Genomic DNA, 20,991 nt, shown 5'->3' on the forward strand with positions numbered 1-20,991 from the left:
GGTTTAGTTTTTGTAGTTATACGTATGTTTGCTTACTTTTTTAAATCCTCCCGTAATTCCTGCTTCCGGATTATCCAATACTTCTACCCGGGTTTCTTTTAACCTGCCTGCTTCATCGTAGATATAGTGAGTAGACAGGCCATTGGTTCCCATAATATAGCAGACTTCGTCAAATTCATTATAGACATAGCTTGTCATAGACGAGGAGATCGGGTGTATTCTAAAGTCATCAAAATATACCGCTCCCGAATGGGAAGTAACATGAATACTGTTAGCATTGGCCGAAAGATATTGGTAACGGTTCATCAGCACCCAATCTCCGGCAAAGGCTTTTTCTCCGTTAAAGGAAACAGGAGTTGCAAACAGGCTCAGTTTTATTCTTGCATTTTCGTAATTGTCTTTATGTACCCAAACGGATATTTTGTATTTGCCTGCTCTGTGTTCTCCGCTTTTCAGATGTGTTATAAAACCCGGTTGGCCTGCAGTAACTCTCACTGAGTAATTTCCGGTATGTGCTTCTCTGGAGCTTATTCCGTTAGCGCGTATTTCTCCGTCAAAATACCCCGAATGTTCACTGCTGATGTATTCCGCTCCGGAATAGAACATTTCGGTATAGGCCGCATTGGCCGTTGCTATGACTTTGGAATGGTTATCTCCTTTTTTGGAAGCGGCATGGTTTCCATTGATATCTTCCATTTCGAGGACTGAAGAGAAATGGTCATATCGGGCAATTTCAGATACGTTTTTCCATTTTGTATTGCTCTGTGTGACACCAACTCCCCAGTTAAAATCATCATCATTTGAGCTATTAAAACCTACATAAGCACCATTTTGGTCTATGGGGCCTTCCCAAACATAGATCTTATGCTTACGCCATATTTTTTCTTTGGAATTTGTCGGTGAAGATTCAACTCCTGTCGCGTCTCTATACACCCAATCGTTATTCCAGGTTGAAACAGAGGCTCCTATCACTTTTTCACTACCGGTAACCGGATCGATTAAATACGAATAACCGGCTGTTTCCTGTGCAAGCATATTTACATTGTCCGTATGATCTACTTTAGAACCCATAGCAGCATATTTTGTATAGGCCGGTATGGTTTTGGTTTTCAATTTTATCCCGTCGCTTGAATAGGAATAGGACACTCTTGCCTGCCCTGTTATGGGGTCTAAATCGTAGAATTCGGAACTGTAATGATTTCCTGTTTTTATTTCCGTAGATTTTTTTAACAGGCTGGGGTATTTAATTCTGGTTGATGAATTAATCAACCATTTGTCTTTTAAAACGGAAGTATTATTGACATAATCCACCGTTTTATAACTTTGATAAGACTCTTGAGTCATTCCCAGTTTACCCGGTGTTTCTCCTGGTGCATAGTATTCGTTTTCAATTTTACTCAATAATTGCCCCTCGCTGTTATAAGCAGCTACTTCAAGTAAAGAACCCAGGGTGGCCAAATTATCTTTAATGGTGTAACTACTAATATTCACCTTCTTATCCGCTGCAGTATTGTCAATATCCGTACCGGTCATGTTTATTTCATACAAATCACCGAACTTAAGAGCATTGGGATCTTTTTGTTTTAAAACTTTAAACTTGTATGTTGTTTTTCCCTCAGACTGATGATTTGTATTTTTTGTTTCCATGGAAACATATTCATACATGACTCTGGGTGCGGGCAATTCCGCACTATAAGGAAGCTCTTTCTGTATTTCGGGAGCAAAAGGCAGGTAGCTTACATAACCAATCCCATTTCCATTTTCTCCATATTGATATGCTGTAGTATAATTGTTTATACCATCAGTTGTGGTTAGGCTTGCCACTCGAATACCGCCTATATTCTCAATGGGCCTGGTTATATGATAGCGAAAAGTGAACGTATTTATGCTACATTGAGATTTATAATAATGGTAACATGAGTTAGTATCGTAATTTAAGTATACTCTAAACTTATTTTCTCCTAATTCTTCCAATACATCACCCTGTACATTAACTCCTTGTGCATTTGAATAAGCAGAGTTACAGTAATGAGTATTGTTGAAGTTACTACAAATAAAATTAAAAATCCCATGCACTTTATCACCAACGGCCATTCCTATATTACGGCTTGATTCAAGAATAAAAGCATCATTATAGGCCGAATCTTCGGTAACCTTATAATCCTCGTTACGTGTTCTGAAAGTAATACCGGAAGCTACAGCACTTTTAAGCGAGTGGTGGCCATAATTTATCTGTATTTTACCTCCTTGCGGTGTGATAATTTCATTTAAAGACCATAAACTGTTGTCATGTTTGTAATAACCATAATCATCTTTATCCTCCATATCAAAATAATAAGACAAGTCATTATGATAAGAAAATACATAAGGAGGCATCACGTCCGTATCATATTTCCCTTTAAAGTTTACGGATTTTAATGTCAGTCTTCCATAATAAGCATTTGAAGTATTCGGGCTTCCTTTTGCCAGGCTATTGGTAGGATGCTCATACGTTAAGTCAATCACTTTGGAGGCATTGGCCAGTAACCCCTGCCAGTTATCTCCCATATCAAATACATTATCTTTTAGTTTGTAATAGGCTCTTTCTATAGGTTTGTCAGAGTCATTATAATAGATAGCTGCATATTCATGGTTTGAAGTTCCGAATGTTTTGACCACGTTCATATACTCATTTTTTACCAATATTATTTTATCTAATTTTAACGGAGCATGAGCAGGAACTACAAATCTTGAACGATAGGCTGCCGAAGTTTGGTCCAGTCCGTCTACGTGTTCTACAGATTTATAATTCCACTCTTGAGAAAGCCCGTCTTGTCTTTCGCTTTTCAGAAAAAGAGCCGTATGTGTTCTGGTTTGTATTTTATCCAGATAGTATACTTCTTTTCTGCCTCTGATAGCTGTTTTGATGTCGGGATCTTCGTCATTTTCCAAATAATCCTGCCCGTAAGGGTTTTTCCAAATAAAGGCATCCGACCATTTTCCATAATCAAACGTTACCCAGTATCCGTAGTCTCCCTCATCTGCTTTTCCGTTATTATTTGTGTCGTAATAATCCGGGCCTGTAACTGCTGTTAACAGCCAATGAGTTGCATAGGGTTCTAACTGTCTTTTTTCAAAATACGATTGATCTTCGTCGGGTCGTTCTTCTATAATCCCAAAGGTTCTTGTGATGGTTTCATGATTGTATACCGGTAATGAATAATGATAGGTTTTTCCATCTATTGAAGTAATTTTAAAGGCCCCTATACCGTCTTTGGGTTTTACGATTCTGTCAAAACCTGTTCCGGAAGGCAGCAGATATCCTTTTGACTTAACATAAGCATAATCATCTGTAATTTCTTCATTGCTAAAATATGCTATGTAGGTAGCATTCTTTCTTCTCGGCTTGGTATTTGTTTCCACGCCACCCGAATAATATGACAGGATATCGGATTGATTTCCGGTATTGAATACAGCCGCTTCCACATCCGTAACCCCTAAATGAGTACTGATCTCATTGTCAAAATAGAAATAGGGTTTTTGGGTAAATTTAGCATGGTTAGGTATACTGGTAGTGCTTCCGTCAATGGCATATTCCAGGCTAAATTTATCTTTATTTTCCCTACCTGTCAGCCCGAAAAGGACTCCGTTATCAAACAATCTGGAAGACATTCCGCCCGATAAGCCCTGGGCTTGTACATTGTAGTAATCATAACTCGGGAACACCGGATTGTTAGCTGCTATTTTTGAGTTTTCCGATAATGAAGCAGTATCCGTTAACGGGACTTCATAAATATCCATAAAAGCATCTTCATTGCCAATTGCAGTTATCCGACAGCTACAATTTAAAACAGAGCTACTGGCTTCCACACTTTGTGCAAAATTTTCAGCATCCGAATAAGAATTTGTAGTGTAGTTACCGCAAGAAATAGGATGGTCATAATTATTTTCTCCCACACACGAAACCTTGTAAATAGTATTATTAATAATATTTTCGGCATAATAAACAGGACCGGAAACAAAGTCATTTTCATTTTTCCCCAGATAATATCTGAATTCTTGTTTCCCAAAAGACATGCTAAAAATACCTACAGGAGTCGGGATGATTAAAGGAATCTGCCAGCTACTCGTTTCAGTCGTATAATCTCCCATTTGAAAGGTATTCTCAAATTGTAACTGAAGACCAATACCCACACCTCCATTTACTTTATATTTACCGGCGTCGTTTTTGTGTCTGTTTGTTACTTTGGCATCTATGGAAATTCCGGAGGAAGATAATGTTAAACCAACAGCTACTTGATTATCTTTGCCCGAATTTTGAATCAAATCTACACTCAGGCTGCCATTGGTAGATATACTAAAGCCTCCCGAATTGTTGTCAAAATACCCAATAGATCCGTTTACTCCTCCGTTAGAGCTAGCGCTTACACCAAAAGTCATTCCTCCTTTTAATGTTGCTCCAACTCCAAACCCAACTCCGTCTGTACCTAAACTAACATTTCCGCCTAAATTTCCAAATCCTTCAATCTCAAAGCCATAACCAACACTTACAAAACCTCCCAAACTTCTGTTGGAACCCCATGACAGGCCCAAACCTACGGAAACTCCTCCGTAGAGTGAAATCCCGTGAGAATACGTATATACAGATATTTCATCGCCTTCATCATAAAAATATTCGTTAATTAATGAAGTATTGTAATCATCCGGATATCCGTTAACGGCTCTGTTAATGGCTCCCGCATTTAAGTTCCATCCCAGACCTGTCCATGATGCTTCCTGGTCCATGGCAATTCCTGCATGATAGGCCAAAGCCACAGGATATCCTCCTTCCGGTGAAGGTACATTTAATAATAGTAAAACATAGGTTAAATCCCCGGTAACCAGGTTTACCATATCAGCGGCATCTACCGGTTCAAAACTTGCGGCTTCGGGCGCCACAGGGCCTTGTGATTGGGCAACCAGGTGTTGCGTGTTAGCAACGAAAGCAAGTGCTAAAAATAGTGTTGCTGTTTTCAATAGGTATTTTAGTTTTCTCATAGTGTTTTGATTTATGAACATTTTTTATTGTAAAATTTAAACATTTCTTCAATGCCGTCTCGCATTCTAAATTCTTTATTTTTTATTTTTTTCAGGAGTATATCACAATCTTTAAAAAGGGTTTTAAGTTTTTCTTTTAAGTTTCCAAAAATGGGTTGATAAGCACCTAATTTTATCAGTAACTCTTCAGAGGGTTTTTTTATATAATAGGTAACTGATGTTTGTTGAAAGCGTATACCTCCGGCTCCCTGCCCCATAAAGTTATTAGTGACGCCATATAGTGAAATTTTATTTCCGGTAACGAATTCTTCTACCGGGATTATTTTATCAGTACCTTTAAGAGGCAAGGGTTTAAAAACGGCGACGTCATCTTTTCCAAGCTTGATTTTTATAGATTCGATTTCGGAATACTTAATTTTTACAGGTTTGGCTCCGTAATCCTTTTTGTATTTGAATACGTTGGATTTTAATTTTCCCATTACATTTAAGGTATCTCCGTTTTTCAATATAAGTTGAGTGCTTCTCATCCCGGCATAACCTCTGGTTTGACCATAAAAAGATGCTGTAACCAGGATGCATAAGAATGTAAAAAATTTGACTTTCATTGCTATAGTTTTAAGGCGGGTTCATTTTTTAGTTTATCGGTAGCTATTTTAAATTTTACCTCGCCGGAATATATTCCCAAATCTTCGAGGGTAAAATACAGAGCCGCTTCTTTTAAATCGTTTTTATCTCTCGGATAGGCAAAAAGCATGGAAGTTGACTTACTCATGCCATACATTCTGGGATAGCTGTAATCGGCCAGTGCAATCGTATCTTTTTTTGAGGTGAACAGATGTACTTTCTCCTGCATGCCAAAAGAGAGTTGCTGTACCATGGCTCCGAATTCCTGCCTGTTTTTGGGAGCAACACTCAATAATTCTTGCCCGTTTTTGGATATGGATAGTGAAAAGTACAGATACTTATGGTATTTATCTCTGAGTTTTTTTATTTGCTGCGTTCTTTCTCGTCCTTTTTCCAAACTTCCGGAGAGTTCTTGTTTTACCCATACATCCGTAGGCTTATACAGCAAGGAAAAATCATAGCCGTTGATATTTTTTTGGTGGTAATAGCCGTGATCCGGATTTTTAAGATACTTCCATAAATCCTGTTCGGTCTCGAAACTTCCGGTGCTACAGGAAGCAAAGTTTATAATAATGGTGATAAGGAGCAATCTTTTCATTTTCTCTTTTAGCGTTTTCTGTGATTTTAATTTCATCTCAATTTTTTCCTTCAAATTCGTTATTCAACCCTTGTATTATTTTCTCTGTTATATCTGTTCCTTTGTCTGCATACATGATATTTCCTCCTCCGCGGGCTCCAAAAATGATTTTGCTGCCGTACTTTTTACCATAGACTTTTACATAGTCATTGATATCATTGATAATGGTTTGTGTAGCCTTTTTTTCTTCTTCCCGAATCTGTTGTTGTATCGCCTGCTGATAACTACTAATCTGTTGTTGTTTATTACTCAACAACTCTTGTTTTAATGCTAATTCTTTTTTAGTCATTTTAGAACGTTCCTTTTCATATAATTTTAGTTCTTTTTGCCAGTTTGCCAGTAAGCTGTCTACATTAGACTGTAATGAATGTTTTGGCTTTGGTTTGAAACTCTGCTTTTACCTTTTTGGTTCTTCTATATTCATCCATCAATTTATTGATGTCTACATATACAAGTTCCGACGATTTCATTACAAAATACAATGAAACAGCAGATGTGGACATAGCCAAAAAAGCCATTATTACAATGATTTTTTTCATAAGGGTGATTTAAAATTTTTGCTGGCCATAGCTTTTAAGCTTTCTTAGCACGGAACCAAAGTATAAAACTTTTTTTGAATTACCAAAAAAACTTTCTTTTTTGTAAGGCAAACCTACTATAGCGTTCGGAAAAATACATGACAGGTCTTGCGCTTTTTAAAAAGTACTTAATTGGTCATTTTACCTAAAAAAGTTAATCCGGATATTCAATCCGCAAATGATACATATTCATCAATTTGGATTTGATTACTTTTTTGATTTTTTCAATTTCTTTAAAAGTAATATTCGAATTCATAAACTGGTTATCTGATTTTTGCTTTTCTATGATTTTGTTAACTAAATCATCTATAGATTGTGCTGTTGGTATTTTTAAACTTTTGGAAGCAGCTTCGGCCGCATCACACATCATTAAAATAGCTGTTTCTCTTGAAAAAGGAATGGGCCCTTTGTATTGAAAATCTTTAATAGCTACTTCGTGTTCCGGATATCTCTCTTTTTCTTTCATATAGAAATAATAAACCAAACTTGTCCCGTGATGTGTACGAATAAAATCTATGATTCTGTCCGGTAGTTTATTTTTTTTAGCCAGTTCTATCCCTTTTATCACATGACCTACAATGATAGCTGCACTGTCTTTTGGCGATAAGTCATGATGAGGGTTTACGCCTGTCAATTGGTTTTCGGTATAATACATCGGATGTAGCATTTTTCCAATATCATGATATAAAGCCCCTGTTCTGACCAACATGGAATTGGCTCCTATCTCATTTGCAGCTGCCTCGGCTAAATTGGCCACTTGTATGGAATGCTGGAAGGTTCCCGGTGCTTTTTCATTCAATTCTCTTAATAGTTTTGTATTGGTATTAGACAATTCCAAAAGTGTTACGTCAGATACCAATCCAAATATTTTTTCATAAACATAGATAAAGAAAAGAGAAAGAAATGATAACAATCCGTTTGCTGCAAACAACAATAAATATTCCCATTTTACCTGAGAAGCATTTCCTTCTTTGATGATGGAAAATGCCAAATAAGTGATGATGTAAATGAGTGTAATTTGCCCGATGGAAATAAATAAATTAGCTCTTTTATGTAATTCGGAAACCGTAAGTATGGTAACTATTCCTGCTATGATATGTAAATAAATAAATTCAAAACTATTAGGTACGATAAATCCTAAAAGTAATATGGTTAATACATGTGCGAATAGCCCCAACCTGGCATCAAAAAACGCTTTTAAAACAATTGGTAAAATACTTAAAGGAACGATGTACAAATAATCAGCATTGTATTTTATTACGGATGTTTGAATAATTATCATCAGGAAAACATTAAAGAAAATAAATGTGACTTTATTGTTGTTATTAAAGATCGCTGTTCTGTACTTTTTTAAAAATAAAAACAGCATCAATAGCCCAAGAGATACTAAAACCGTATATCCAAACACTATCCAGGTATGGTTTGACTCTTTCCAAATGTTAGACTCGGATTCTTTTTTTAACGATTCTAAAACAGCTAATTTTTTGCCCTCTACAATATCTTTTTTTAAAATAATGATATCTCCTTTGGAAACCTTACCAATGGTTAATGATATATTGTGAATGGCATCTTCAATTACTTTATCCGTAAACTCTTTATCGTAATAAATATTTGGGACGATCATTTCAGATAAAAAATCAAAAACGATAGCGTTCTGATACGTCAGGGGCCTGCTTCCTAATTTTTTTATAATGAAATTGGAAACTTCGTCCGGTTCAAGAATGTTATTAAAAACCACATCTCTAACCTCATTTTCATTTCTTAGTGAAACGACAATATTCTTTTTTGTTATAAAACTACTACTTATAGCATCTGTAAATCCTTTTTTATATACTTCTTCAATGATAGAGATCCCTAATGATGTCATGCTGATAAGGTCTTTACGAGATACCGAATCGTTTGCATTTACGAATGACATTTTAGTTAAAAATTGATCTTTAATATTATCTAAAACACGAGTGTCGTCTTTAAAATACAATTTTGCATTGTTTCTGATAAATTTTTTATCTAATGCTATTTCTTCATCTGTTTTTTGAATTGCAAAATCAAAAGGAGCATACAGATTGTCATACTGCCACGGTTTACCTTTATTAAAATCATATTTAAACTGGCCTCCTTTTGGAAAAAAATATACTATTGAAACAGCAGTAGCTAAAAATAAAATCCCTTTATATATAATCGTATTGTGCTGATACAATTTGTTGATTATCTTATCCATTGTAAAAATTTGAATACACAAACTTAACTTAAAAAAACTGAGGAGACCTTTGCCGTTAGTGATATATTCCGTATTGAAATTGATTTGACTTCAAATTTCTTCCTTCTCGAAAATTTTAAATCCTCAAAACCACCAGGTTATTCCGGTTCAAAATTTTCTTCGGGCGTCGAACTTTTTTGTCAAATCAATTCTGCAAAGGTCTCCTGAGGTCAAAAATGAAGTACCTTATATAGAACTCATCTTGACTTTTTCAATTTGCTAAAAAATTGTTGTTTTCCTCTCTGTTTTTGTCTTTTTTTCTTTCCGTAGCGCTGCTATGCAACTCAAAAAAGCTTTCAACAGTCCTAAAAACTTCTAATTTTCGCTTAAATTCAAAAAGTTTAAACGAGTTCAAGGATAAAATTGATTAATTTTACTCAATTAATTTATCACAAATACCTCATGAAAGAAGTTGTCATTGTCTCTGTTGCCAGAACTCCTATCGGGAGTTTTATGGGAAGCCTTTCTGGTATTCCGGCCCCAAAATTAGGAGCGCACGCAATTAAAAGTGCTTTGGGAAAAATCAATTTAAGTCCGGATAAGGTTGAAGAAGTTTTTATGGGCAATGTCATTTCTGCCGGATTGGGTCAGGCTCCTGCAAAACAAGCTGCCATATTTGCCGGAATCCCGGATAGTGTACCGTGTACTACAGTAAATAAAGTGTGTGCTTCCGGAATGAAAGCTATTATGTTAGGAGCCCAGTCTATTGCACTGGGAGATGCGGATATTATTGTTGCTGGAGGAATGGAGAATATGAGTTTGATTCCACATTATCAGCATGCCAGGCAGGGCTCTAAATTCGGAGCAATTAAGATGGAAGATGGTATGCAGAAAGATGGTCTAACAGATGTTTATGAGCAGATTGCTATGGGAGTTTGTGCCGATGCATGTGCCGATGAATATGAATTTTCAAGAGAAGATCAGGATACGTACGCTATACAATCCTATAAAAGATCTGCCGATGCCTGGGCAGCAGGAAAATTTGCCAATGAGGTAGTAGCCATTGAGATTCCACAAAGAAGGGGCGAACCTGTTGTGATGTCGGAAGATGAAGAATTTAAAAATATTAAAATAGAAAAAATTCCAAATTTAAGAGCCGCTTTTACAAAAGAAGGTACGGTTACTGCCGCTAATGCTTCTGCCATTAACGACGGAGGAGCTGCGTTGGTTCTGATGTCTTTCGATAAAGCGAAAGAACTAAATTTGCAACCTTTGGCAAAAATCATAAGTTATGCCGATGCTGCCCATGAGCCCAAGTGGTTTACAACAGCTCCGGCAAAAGCATTGCCAAAAGCGTTGGCCAAAGCAAATATGACTATTGATGATGTGGATTATTTTGAATTAAATGAAGCTTTTTCCGTAGTAGGATTGGCAAACATGAAACTCTTGGGATTGGACAATAATAATTTAAATGTAAATGGCGGTGCAGTTTCATTAGGACATCCGCTTGGGGTTTCCGGTGCCCGGATTGTTATTGCATTAACGTCTATATTGAAACAAAACAATGCAGGGATTGGTGCTGCCGGAATATGTAATGGCGGAGGCGGTGCAAGTGCAATGGTTATTGAACGGATGTAATTCATACTAAATTATAGTTAAACCGGCAATTTTAATATGTGCTACGGCATTTGTAATTTGAGCATTGTTCCCCTTCGGTTGCGGCCCGACGATACTTCGGAGATGGTTACCCAGGTATTATTCGGAGAGTGTTTTACAGTGTTGGAAAAACAAGAAAAATGGAGTGCTGTTACCTTACAATTTGATGCTTATGAAGGGTATATAGATACTAAACAATACCTCGAAATTTCCGAAAAAACATATAATCAATTATCCAGTGAAGAAAAGGTGTATACCGGTGAGGTTTTGAGTTTTATTACAGATGCTCAACATAACCTCACTACCATTCCCATAGGTTGTAGTTTACCTTCATTTACTAATGCTACCTTTAAAATGAATTCGGAATTATATGCTTATGATGGTGTTACCTTTTCGGGAAAACTTCCTAAAGAAGAAATTGTGAACAATGCATTTTTATTTTTAAACAGCCCTTACTTATGGGGCGGTAAAACACCTTTTGGTATAGATTGTTCGGGATTTACTCAAATGATTTATAAACTGTGTGGTTATTATTTACACAGAGATGCCAAACAACAAGCCATTCAGGGAGAAGTATTGAGTTTTATTGAAGAAAGTGAGCCCGGAGACCTGGCTTTTTTTGATAATGATGAAGGTATCATTACCCATGTAGGTATTATTATGAAAGATCATTATATCATACATGCACATGGTAAAGTGAGAATAGATCTTTTGGATCACAGCGGTATCTATAATTTGGATACTAAAAAGCATACACATAAATTAAGAGTTATTAAAAAGATCATATAAGAGAAGGCTCAAAAGAAAAGAAAGATAGTTATTCGGTAAAAAAAAGAGATTGAGACCTTTGCAGCATTGATTTGGCTTCAAATACAGAATATACACCTATTTTGCAAAGGTCTTAGATTATTATTTTCCAAAGTAAAAAGCTGTTCTGAAATACTCAAAACCCATGATTGTTGCGAGTATACGCGGTCTTTTTAGCTCAAAACTTTCAAACTTGAAGTTGTTTGAAATTTAAAACCGGAAAAGTATTTTTTTCTCTTAGAAAATTTAGACCTTTGCAGCTATCTAAAAAAGATAAGAATCGGATGAAGAAACATAACTTTAGTGCAGGACCTTGTATGCTGCCGGATGAAGTTTTAAAGAAAGCTGCCGAGGCAATTGTTGATTTTAATGGCGAGGGTTTATCCTTAATTGAAATTTCTCACAGGAGTAAGGCTTTTATTGACGTAATTGAAAAAGCAAGGGCACTGGTTATAGAACTTTTAGGTTTGGAAAATAAAGGGTATCAAGTGCTCTTTTTGCAAGGAGGTGCCAGCACCCAGTTTTTAATGGTGGCTTATAACCTGTTAAACGAAAAAGCGGCTTATTTAAATACCGGGACATGGAGTTCCAAATCTATTAAAGAAGCAAAATTGTTTGGCCGGTTAGTAGAAGTAGCTTCGTCAAAGGACAAGTATTATACATATATACCTAAAGGATATAAAATTCCTACAGATGCAGATTATTTTCACTGTACAAGCAATAATACCATTTTTGGGACACAGATAAAGGAATTTCCTCAAACAAGTATTCCACTGATTTGTGATATGAGTTCTGATATTTTTTCTCGCAAATTAGATTTTTCAGCATTTGATTTAATCTACGCGGGAGCACAAAAAAATATGGGACCGGCGGGAACTACTGTTGTTATTATAAAAGAGGGCATTTTAGAGAAAGTAGACAGAACCATTCCTTCTATGCTGGATTATCGAGTACATATAGAAAAGAATAGTATGTTTAATACGCCTCCCGTATTTTCCGTATATACTTCCATGTTGACTTTGGAATGGCTAAAAAATTTAGGCGGAATTCCTTTTATTGAAAAAGTAAATGAAAAGAAAGCCGATTTACTGTATTCCGAAATAGATAGAAATTCGTTATTTAATGGAGCGGCAACTATTGAAGATCGAAGCTTTATGAATGCTACCTTTATTTTAACAGATGAAAATGTAAAAGATACTTTTGAACAAATGTTAAAAGAAGCGGGAATTAATGGTTTAAACGCTCATAGAAGCGTGGGAGGATATCGGGCAAGTATGTACAATGCATTGCCATTATATAGTGTACAGGTACTGGTAGATGTGATGCAGGAATTAGAACGAGTTGGTTGATTTACTAATTTACCAATTTACCAATATATTAATGTAACAATATAGCGATGGGTTAATGATTAATTGAGGGTTAAAATTTTAGATGTACAAAAATGAAGATATTAGCTAATGATGGAATGTCGCAAAGTGGAATTGACGCTTTGGAAGAAAAAGGTTTTGAGGTAATTACCACAAAAATTGCTCAAGAACAACTGGAAAATTATATCAATGAAAATAATATTGATGCTATTCTTGTGAGAAGTGCTACTCAAATCAGGCAGGAGTTAATAGATGCTTGTCCGAGTATAAAATTAATCGGGCGTGGAGGGGTTGGCATGGACAATATAGATGTGCAATATGCAAAAGACCAGGGTTTACATGTGATCAATACACCTGAAGCGTCATCAAATTCCGTAGCGGAATTGGTTTTTGCACATTTGTTTGGAATGGTTCGTTTCTTACATCAATCCAATAGAGAAATGCCTTTGGAAGGAGAAATTCGGTTCAAAACGTTAAAAAAACAATATGCTACAGGTACCGAATTGCGTGGTAAAACATTGGGGATTATAGGCATGGGAAGGATTGGTAAGGAGGTTGCGAAAATTGCACTGGGAGTAGGAATGAAAGTAATTGCCACAGATGCTTTTGTAGGAAAGACCATTATCAATGTTCCTTTTTACAACGGACAGTCTATTGATGTGGAAATAGAAACCGAGCCGGTACATGAAGTATTGAAGCATTCGGATTTTATCACATTACATGTGCCTACTCAAAAAAACTATATTATCGGTCAAGAGCAGTTTGAAAATATGAAAGATGGTATTGGAATTGTCAATGCAGCTCGCGGAGGTGTTTTGGACGAAGTAGCATTAGTACATGCCATTGAAAGCGGAAAAGTAAGATATGCCGGTTTAGATGTTTTTGAAAATGAACCGAAGCCGGAAATTCAGTTATTGATGCATCCTAAATTGTCTTTAACACCACATATCGGAGCAGCAACCATTGAAGCACAGGAAAGAATTGGGAAAGAATTGGCTTCTCAAATTATTAGTTTATTGGAGTAATGATGATTTTTGTTCTTTTTAAAGCTAATGAACTACCCCACACGGAATGTTGAGTAAAATGAGTTCATTAAGTAAATGGCAAAAGAAGTTGTTAATTTCAGCTTTATATCATTGAAAAAGATGTAGTAGATAGACAAATGTATGTGATATATGAATGTTGAGCTTCATGTTGATAGACTATACAACAGAGACCTTTGCAAAATAGTGATATATTCTGTATTGAAATTGATTTGACTTCAAATTTCTTCCTTCTCGAAAATTTTAAATCTTCAAAACCAATGAGTTATTCCGTTTGAAAATTTTCTTCGGGCGTCGAACTTTTTTGTCAAATCAATGCTGCAAAGGTCTCCAACAATGAATTATTCTTTGTTGAAAAAAGAATTTTAATCTGGTTATATAAAGGAGTACCTTTGTATTGAATATAAATTGAAATTATTAAGAATGAAAGTTAAAGAATCAATAAGTGAATTTTTAGAACATATGTATCCTAATACAAGTGAAATAGTACTTGGAGACACATTACATAATCTAAAAAAAATGGATAGTAAAAGGTTCAACTTGATAATTACTTCACCACCATATAACGTTGGAAAAGAATACGAAACAAAGACCTCAATTGAGAAATATTTAGTACTTCAAGAAAAAGTAATTAAAGAACTTGTAAGAGTTACCAGTGAAAATGGGAGTATATGTTGGCAAGTAGGTAATTATGTTGAAAAAGGAGAAATATTTCCTCTTGATGTTTTTTACTATCAAATATTTAAAAAATTAGGATTAAAATTAAGAAATAGAATAGTTTGGCATTTTGGACATGGCTTACATGCACAAAACCGATTTTCCGGACGTTATGAAACATTACTTTGGTTTACTAAGACAGATGACTACATATTTAATTTAGATAATGTGCGTATTCCTGCAAAATATCCCGGGAAAAGGCACTTTAAAGGACCAAAAAAAGGTCAAATATCTGGCAATCCAAAGGGCAAAAATCCTTCTGACATATGGGAAATAGTTGTAAAGGACTGGGAAAGTGGAATGTGGAATATTCCAAATGTAAAATCAAATCACCCTGAAAAGACAGCACATCCCGCACAGTTTCCGGTGGAATTGGTAGAAAGGTGTGTATTGGCACTTACAAATAAAGATAGTTGGGTGCTAGACCCATTTGCTGGTGTTGGCTCCACAGCAATTGCTTCTTTGAAAAATTATCGAAATTCAATAGGGGTAGAAAAAGAAAAAGAATACGTAAAAATAGCCAATGAAAGAATTGAAAAATTAAAAGAAGGCAATTTGAAATTAAGACCAATAAATAAACCTATTCATAAACCAAAGGAAAACGATAAAATTGCTAAAATTCCTGATGAATGGAAAGAATTATATAAAGAAGCATGAAAATAGCACAAGTATATTCACATTTGAATGGTGAAGAATATCTAATAGTTCATCATAAGAAATTATATCAAGAGATTAAAGACGCTATTAAAAACATTGATGCCAATAATTTCAGAACAAAAATCAGCAAAGAAAAAAGAAAAATAGGCAATAAACTTTTTAGCCCTTTTGACCTGAATAAAGCCTTTGATAAAGAATTTGCAAAGAAAGGATGGGCGGAAAGCAGGTACTACTACTACATTACACTCAATCGCGAACTAATGGAAAAAAGTGTTTTGATGCCTGCAAATGAACAAAGACAATTTCTAATTGACAATGGAGAAAAAGAACCTATTTACAGTTATAATCAGACAGATTTCGTAAAAGATAAACTTGCTGTTGAGGTTCAGTTTGGCAAGTACTCATTTGTTGCATATGACTTATTTGTTAAGCATATGCTGTTCTACTCCGGTGGAGTTATCAATTTAGGAATTGAAATTTTACCAACAAAGAAAATGCAATCTGAAATGTCATCCGGGGTTGCCTACTTTGAAGGAGAAGTTTATAATGTTATGAGACAAGGTAGAAACAATCCACCCGTACCACTTTTAATACTAGGAATTGAACCATAGAAGTAAAACACGAAAGCTGACAAAAGTTTAAAGGCTTCATTTTAAAGTTTGTTCAACTCTTTAAAACCTACAAAGAATAGCATTTTTTTGAGAAACATAAAAGTTAAAATAGTTTCCCTATGAACAATATAGAAACTCGCCTTAAAAAAATACATAATACTATCCCCGGAGAGGTAACATTGGTTGCTGTTTCCAAAACAAAACCTGTTGCCGATATACGGCAGGCATATGATGCGGGCCAGCGGATTTTTGGAGAAAACAAAGTACAGGAAATGGTAGAAAAATATGAAGTTTTACCCAAGGATATCGAATGGCATATGATTGGACACCTTCAAAGAAATAAGGTAAAATACATGGCGCATTTTGTTCATTTAATACACGGAGTAGCTAATCTTAAAACGCTGATAGAAATCAATAAGCAAGCTAAAAAATATAATCGTGTGATCAATTGTTTACTACAGACAAAAATAGCTGATGAAGACACTAAATTTGGATTATCTTTTGCGGAAATTGAAACTATTTTGAGTTCTGCCGAATATAAAAGCTTACAAAACGCACGAGTTGTCGGGTGTATGGGAATGGCTACTCTTACTGATGATCAAGAGCAATTGGAAAAAGAGTTTTCATCATTAAAATTATTTTTTGATCACCTGAAAAAAGAGCATTCGGATATATCCATACTCTCTATGGGAATGAGTGCAGATTATCCTATAGCTATAAAAAACGGCAGTACCATGATCCGGATAGGTAGCTCAATATTTGGTGTTAGAAATTATAATGCTTAATTTGTCAGGCAAAAAGAATGTGTACGCAATAATTGATATTGAAACAACTGGTGGTGAGTATAATAAAGAAGGAATTACCGAAATTGCTATCTATAAATATGACGGCTATACAGTTGTAGACCGGTTTATTAGCCTTATAAATCCGGAAAAACCCATTCAGGATTTTGTTATGAAACTGACAGGCATTCATAATAAAATGCTTCGTAATGCACCCAAATTTTACGAAGTGGCCAAACGAGTCTTAGAGATTACAAAAGACTGTATTTTAATTGCTCATAATGCCTGCTTCGATTACAGGATATTAAAAACCGAATTTTCCAGGTTAGAATATGATTTTGTTAGAAATACATTGTGTACTATTGAACTCAGTAGGAAATTGATTCCCGGTCTGGAGTCTTACAGCTTAGGAAAATTATGTAAATCTTTAGGGATTCCTATAAGTGACAGACATAGAGCTTCCGGTGATGCATTAGCAACAGTTCAGCTTTTTAAACTACTTTTGGAAAAAGATACTAATAAAGCAATTTTGAGCACCTCTGTTAATTACTTTGATAAACAGACATGAAAAAGAAAAATATAGCCGAATACTGGATAGCTTACCCGAATCAATGGGTGTCTTTTATATTCATGATGACCATGGAAAAATTCATGTCCCAATAAACAAGATCGTGAGCGAATTGCTGTAGAGTTAGCAGAGAATGATGGTAAATACAAACGCGGTAAAGGAAGTCAAAAACAGGCAGCATTATTAGTCATGGTTGAATCTAAAAATGAACTCATTTAAACTTTTTCAATTTGCTAAAAAATTACTGTTTTCCGCTCTGTTTTTGTCTTTTTTTCCTTCCGTAGTGCTGCTATGCAACTCAAAAAACCCTTCAACAGCCCTAAAAACTTCTAATGTTCGCTTAAATCCAAAAAGTTTAAATGAGTTCAATTTGAATTTTTTTATGAAAAAACTCCTTATTATTTTTAATCAATAAACTTATCCATTACAGCGTCACTAACTCCCATATTGGAAAACCCTCCATCGTGAAACAGGTTTTGTAACGTCACTTTTTTTGTCAAATCCGAAAACAAAGAAATGGTATAATCCGCACACTCCAGATCAGTTGCATTTCCCAGAGGGGCCATTTTTTCCGCATAAGCTAAAAAACCGTCAAAACCTTTTACCCCACTTCCGGCAGTGGTTGGTGTTGGAGATTGAGAAATGGTATTGACTCTTACATTGTGATCGCGTCCAAAGAAATAACCAAAACTACGGGCAATGCTTTCCAAATATGCTTTGTTGTCTGCCATATCATTATAATCGGGAAATACGCGTTGGGCAGCCATATAGGTTAGTGCCACAATACTTCCCCATTCGTTTATAGCCTGCTTATTATACAGAACATTCATTACTTTATGAAAAGACACTGCTGAAACATCCCAGCCTTTGGTAGTAAAATCATATTTTGGATCCGTATAATGGCGTCCTTTACGAACATTTACGGACATCCCAATAGAATGCAGGACAAAATCAATTTTTCCTCCCAAGACCTCCATAGATGTTTCTACGAGGTTTTCCAAATCTTCTATAGAAGTTGCATCTGCCGGAATTATTTCCGATCCGGTTTTTGCAGCCAAATCTTTAATTGCGCCCATTCTCATGGCTATCGGAGCGTTCGTCAGTACAAATTCCGCTCCTTCTTCATGAGCTCTTTCCGCTGTTTTCCAGGCTATGGATTTTTCATCTAATGCTCCAAAAATAATTCCTCTTTTTCCTTTTAATAAGTTATAAGACATTTCTTAAAGTTTAGTTTTTATGTATCGGCAAATATAATGAACTCATCTTAATTTTATTCGCTGTTAATTCAGCTAATGGCTATGAGTAGCTTTGGGAGAACAATCATTCCGGTCCTTTGTAAAATGAGGATATCTTGTGTATTTTGATATTCAGTAGATTAAAAGATTAAAAAATTGAGACCTTTGAAAAATTATTACAAATTAAGGGCACCTCTAAAAACTGGTTTAGTCAATGAAAATGAGCGAAAAATTCAAGAACAAGGCGGAAAGTAAAATATTCCGCAGACGTAGCCATAGTTACGTTGAAGAAAGATTTTATTTGACAACGATGTTATTGGATTTTGCAGCCATTTGTAATAAAAAGTAGTTTTTAGAGGTGCCCTTAAGTAATCTTTATTATATTTGCTTATTACTAGCAAGTTTAAAATAAGCAAGATTTATTTATGGCAACATTTGGAGAGTTTTTGAAAAAAGAACGAGAAAAAAAAGAAATGAATCAAAGTGATTTTGGTCAAGGGATTGGAATCATAATGACTGACATTAGTAAAATAGAAAATGGACGGAAGAAATTCCCGTTTAATAATTTACAACGACTTTCAGAATTTTTGAATAAAAACTTAGAAGAATTAAAAACTTTATATGTTGCTGATATTATTGTTAATGAAGTTCATAAATATAAATGTTCAGACAATGTTTTTTCCGTTGCAGAAGCGCAATCAAAATACAGAAAAAATAAGAATGTAAAACAAGGTAATTTCAATTTTTAATTATGTCAAACGAAAGAAAAACCGAAAATATAGTTAGAAATCATTTTAATAAGTTTCTTTCAAGTATTGAAATAGAGGAGCAAAAATCCGATAATGCTAAAATTGATAAATTACTAAAATCCGCATCAAAAAAAGGAAATGGCAGAGGGTTCCCGGAGTTTATTATTACCTATAAAACAAATTCGGATTTATTAATAGTCATTGAATGTAAGGCAGATGTTACAAAACACGAAAGCAAAACTAAAGATAAATATTCTGATTATGCGGCAGATGGAGTGTTATTATATTCTTCCTATTTATCTAAAGATTTTGATGTACTTGCTATTGCGGTAAGTGGTGAAGATAAAAGAAACTTAAAAGTTTCACATTTTCTGCATCTAAAAAGAGAGCGAAAAGCAACTGAAATATTTGATGACAAACTGCTTTCAGCAGAAGATTATTTAAATGGGTATTTAAAAAGCCCCGAAAAATTTAGACAAGATTATAAAATTCTTCTTGACTTTACAAAAAAATTGAATGAAAAGTTACATACAAATAAAATTTTAGAAAATCAACGCAGTTTGTTATTAAGTTGTGTTTTAATTGCTCTTGAAAATCCTGCTTTTAAAAATTCTTATGCATCACATAAAACGCCAAAAAACTTAGCAAATTCATTAGTTCAAACGGTTTCTAACGAATTAGAAAGTGCAAATATTTCCGGAGATAAACTAAATAATCTGAATGTTCAATTTAGTTTTATAAAGACAGATACTTCTCTTTCGCGAAAAGATAAAGTATTAAAAGAGTTAATTGATGAAATAGATGAGAACATAAATCAATTCATAAAAACCCACGAATATTTTGATGTATTAGGTCAATTATATATTGAGTTTTTAAGATATGCAAATAGTGATAAAGGTTTGGGAATTGTTTTAACTCCACCTCATATAACAGAATTATTTGCTGAATTAGCAGAAGTCAATAAAAATTCTATTGCATATGATAACTGTACAGGAACCGGAGGTTTTCTAATTTCTGCCATGAAAAAAATGATTGAAGACACAAAAGGAGATAAAGAAAAAGAAGATAAAATAAAAACGAAGCAGCTTATAGGTACAGAGTATCAATCTCATATTTACGCTTTGGCTGTCTCTAATATGTATATACACCAGGACGGTAAGACTAATATAATAAACGGTAGTTGTTTTGAACCAAACATTATTAAGGAAGTAAAAGCAAAAAAACCAACAGTTGGTTTTTTGAACCCTCCCTATAAAGCAAATAAAAAAATAGACACAGACGAATTTGAATTTATTTTGAATAATTTAGAATGTTTGGTTGATGGCGGAACTTGCATTGCTATTGTTCCTATGCAAAGTGCCTTAGCAACAAAAGGAAAAGTTTATGAGTTTAAAAAGCAACTATTAAAAAAGCACACTCTTGATGCTGTTTGGGTGCATAACATTTTGTCGCGAAATAGTTATTTTTAAGGATTAACTTTTAAAAGCGACACCATTATGATTAGCGAAGAGGAATTTTTAGCCCAAGCCAAGAAGCGTTATCAAGCGATAGCAAAATTATCAAACATAAAGAGTTACTATGATTACGAAAAGACTTTTGATCAAATATGGACGGACTATGGTCGAGAGGTTTTAGAGAGAAGTATAAGCGAACCATCTAAAGACAGGCGTAAAAAAAAACTTATCACGTTACGGAAAGATAGAGATTAACAACACTCATCCCTTTAGTGAAAAAGTCAATGGATTTA

The 20,991-nt window shown here is 34.8% G+C and carries 16 protein-coding genes and 3 pseudogenes; 11 read left to right on the forward strand and 8 right to left on the reverse strand.

The genetic code is table 11. The annotated features are described in order from the left end of the window. Positions 1-3: 3 nt before the first annotated feature. The 6 genes and pseudogenes from GKR88_15805 to GKR88_15830 form a co-directional block, all read right to left on the reverse strand. Positions 4-5,016, reverse strand: coding sequence for a hypothetical protein (locus tag GKR88_15805; GenBank protein ID QMU65601.1), 5,013 nt, complete (start codon positions 5,014-5,016; stop codon positions 4-6). Positions 5,017-5,027: 11 nt separating this feature from the next. Continuing rightward, a complete protein-coding gene (locus GKR88_15810) occupies positions 5,028-5,621 on the reverse strand; it encodes a hypothetical protein (GenBank protein ID QMU65602.1) in 594 nt (197 codons plus the stop codon). A gap of 2 nt (positions 5,622-5,623) precedes the next feature. Continuing rightward, positions 5,624-6,274: a hypothetical protein gene (locus tag GKR88_15815; GenBank protein ID QMU65603.1), complete on the reverse strand. Its 651-nt coding sequence runs from the start codon at positions 6,272-6,274 to the stop codon at positions 5,624-5,626. 1 nt (position 6,275) lies between these two features. Next, positions 6,276-6,816 (reverse strand): annotated as a pseudogene (locus GKR88_15820) (OmpH family outer membrane protein). Between the two features lie 193 nt (positions 6,817-7,009). Next, complete coding sequence (locus tag GKR88_15825) at positions 7,010-9,073, reverse strand: HDIG domain-containing protein (GenBank protein ID QMU65604.1); 2,064 nt, start codon at positions 9,071-9,073, stop codon at positions 7,010-7,012. Between the two features lie 250 nt (positions 9,074-9,323). Continuing rightward, on the reverse strand, positions 9,324-9,467 hold the full coding sequence (locus GKR88_15830) for a hypothetical protein (protein ID QMU65605.1): 144 nt from the start codon (positions 9,465-9,467) through the stop codon (positions 9,324-9,326). A 47-nt stretch (positions 9,468-9,514) separates the two neighbouring features. Between GKR88_15830 and GKR88_15835 the strand changes: the two genes are divergently transcribed. The 8 genes and pseudogenes from GKR88_15835 to GKR88_15870 all read left to right on the forward strand — a co-directional run bounded on the left by GKR88_15835 (position 9,515) and on the right by GKR88_15870 (position 17,381). Further along, on the forward strand, positions 9,515-10,690 hold the full coding sequence (locus GKR88_15835; GenBank protein ID QMU66753.1) for an acetyl-CoA C-acyltransferase: 1,176 nt from the start codon (positions 9,515-9,517) through the stop codon (positions 10,688-10,690). A gap of 36 nt (positions 10,691-10,726) precedes the next feature. Further along, positions 10,727-11,497, forward strand: coding sequence for a hydrolase Nlp/P60 (locus GKR88_15840; GenBank protein ID QMU65606.1), 771 nt, complete (start codon positions 10,727-10,729; stop codon positions 11,495-11,497). Positions 11,498-11,799: 302 nt separating this feature from the next. After that, on the forward strand, positions 11,800-12,864 hold the full coding sequence (serC, locus tag GKR88_15845) for a 3-phosphoserine/phosphohydroxythreonine transaminase (GenBank protein ID QMU65607.1): 1,065 nt from the start codon (positions 11,800-11,802) through the stop codon (positions 12,862-12,864). A 92-nt stretch (positions 12,865-12,956) separates the two neighbouring features. Continuing rightward, positions 12,957-13,907, forward strand: coding sequence for a 3-phosphoglycerate dehydrogenase (locus tag GKR88_15850; GenBank protein ID QMU65608.1), 951 nt, complete (start codon positions 12,957-12,959; stop codon positions 13,905-13,907). Between the two features lie 441 nt (positions 13,908-14,348). Beyond that, positions 14,349-15,299, forward strand: coding sequence for a site-specific DNA-methyltransferase (locus GKR88_15855; GenBank protein QMU65609.1), 951 nt, complete (start codon positions 14,349-14,351; stop codon positions 15,297-15,299). After that, complete coding sequence (locus tag GKR88_15860) at positions 15,296-15,910, forward strand: restriction endonuclease (protein ID QMU65610.1); 615 nt, start codon at positions 15,296-15,298, stop codon at positions 15,908-15,910. Before GKR88_15855 ends, GKR88_15860 begins: the two co-directional genes overlap by 4 nt. Before the next feature lie 119 nt (positions 15,911-16,029). Continuing rightward, positions 16,030-16,695, forward strand: a complete 666-nt coding sequence (locus GKR88_15865) for a YggS family pyridoxal phosphate-dependent enzyme (protein ID QMU65611.1) — start codon at positions 16,030-16,032, stop codon at positions 16,693-16,695. 19 nt (positions 16,696-16,714) lie between these two features. Beyond that, a pseudogene (locus tag GKR88_15870) lies at positions 16,715-17,381 on the forward strand (hypothetical protein). A gap of 104 nt (positions 17,382-17,485) precedes the next feature. Here GKR88_15870 and GKR88_15875 read toward each other — a convergent pair. Both GKR88_15875 and GKR88_15880 read right to left on the reverse strand, forming a co-directional pair. Next, complete coding sequence (locus GKR88_15875; protein ID QMU65612.1) at positions 17,486-17,629, reverse strand: hypothetical protein; 144 nt, start codon at positions 17,627-17,629, stop codon at positions 17,486-17,488. A gap of 35 nt (positions 17,630-17,664) precedes the next feature. Beyond that, entirely contained in the window at positions 17,665-18,477 is an 813-nt protein-coding gene (locus GKR88_15880; GenBank protein ID QMU65613.1) for an SDR family oxidoreductase, read from the reverse strand. A 443-nt stretch (positions 18,478-18,920) separates the two neighbouring features. On the opposite strand from GKR88_15880, the gene GKR88_15885 reads away from it, so the two are divergent. The 3 genes and pseudogenes from GKR88_15885 (at position 18,921) to GKR88_15895 (ending at position 20,953) form a co-directional block, all read left to right on the forward strand. Then, positions 18,921-19,244 carry a helix-turn-helix domain-containing protein gene (locus GKR88_15885; GenBank protein QMU65614.1) on the forward strand — a complete coding sequence of 108 codons (324 nt, stop codon included), beginning with the start codon at positions 18,921-18,923 and terminating at the stop codon, positions 19,242-19,244. Positions 19,245-19,246: 2 nt separating this feature from the next. After that, positions 19,247-20,674: pseudogene (locus tag GKR88_15890) on the forward strand (N-6 DNA methylase). Positions 20,675-20,740: 66 nt separating this feature from the next. Next, positions 20,741-20,953: a hypothetical protein gene (locus GKR88_15895; protein ID QMU65615.1), complete on the forward strand. Its 213-nt coding sequence runs from the start codon at positions 20,741-20,743 to the stop codon at positions 20,951-20,953. The last annotated feature ends 38 nt before the right edge of the window (positions 20,954-20,991 follow it).

The sequence above is a fragment of the Flavobacteriaceae bacterium genome (assembly GCA_014075215.1).
Taxonomy (GTDB): Bacteria; Bacteroidota; Bacteroidia; order Flavobacteriales; family Flavobacteriaceae; genus Polaribacter.

Bases quoted from the DNA above. Each gene is read 5' to 3' on its own strand.
- serC (QMU65607.1), top strand. From the start codon at position 11,800: ATGAAGAAACATAACTTTAGTGCAGGACCTTGTATGCTGCCGGATGAA.
- GKR88_15895 (QMU65615.1), top strand. From the start codon at position 20,741: ATGATTAGCGAAGAGGAATTTTTAGCCCAAGCCAAGAAGCGTTATCAA.
- GKR88_15815 (QMU65603.1), bottom strand. From the start codon at position 6,274: ATGAAATTAAAATCACAGAAAACGCTAAAAGAGAAAATGAAAAGATTG.
- GKR88_15880 (QMU65613.1), bottom strand. From the start codon at position 18,477: ATGTCTTATAACTTATTAAAAGGAAAAAGAGGAATTATTTTTGGAGCA.
- GKR88_15840 (QMU65606.1), top strand. From the start codon at position 10,727: ATGTGCTACGGCATTTGTAATTTGAGCATTGTTCCCCTTCGGTTGCGG.
- GKR88_15850 (QMU65608.1), top strand. From the start codon at position 12,957: ATGAAGATATTAGCTAATGATGGAATGTCGCAAAGTGGAATTGACGCT.
- GKR88_15835 (QMU66753.1), top strand. From the start codon at position 9,515: ATGAAAGAAGTTGTCATTGTCTCTGTTGCCAGAACTCCTATCGGGAGT.
- GKR88_15885 (QMU65614.1), top strand. From the start codon at position 18,921: ATGGCAACATTTGGAGAGTTTTTGAAAAAAGAACGAGAAAAAAAAGAA.
- GKR88_15860 (QMU65610.1), top strand. From the start codon at position 15,296: ATGAAAATAGCACAAGTATATTCACATTTGAATGGTGAAGAATATCTA.
- GKR88_15805 (QMU65601.1), bottom strand. From the start codon at position 5,016: ATGAGAAAACTAAAATACCTATTGAAAACAGCAACACTATTTTTAGCA.
- GKR88_15810 (QMU65602.1), bottom strand. From the start codon at position 5,621: ATGAAAGTCAAATTTTTTACATTCTTATGCATCCTGGTTACAGCATCT.
- GKR88_15865 (QMU65611.1), top strand. From the start codon at position 16,030: ATGAACAATATAGAAACTCGCCTTAAAAAAATACATAATACTATCCCC.
- GKR88_15825 (QMU65604.1), bottom strand. From the start codon at position 9,073: ATGGATAAGATAATCAACAAATTGTATCAGCACAATACGATTATATAT.
- GKR88_15855 (QMU65609.1), top strand. From the start codon at position 14,349: ATGAAAGTTAAAGAATCAATAAGTGAATTTTTAGAACATATGTATCCT.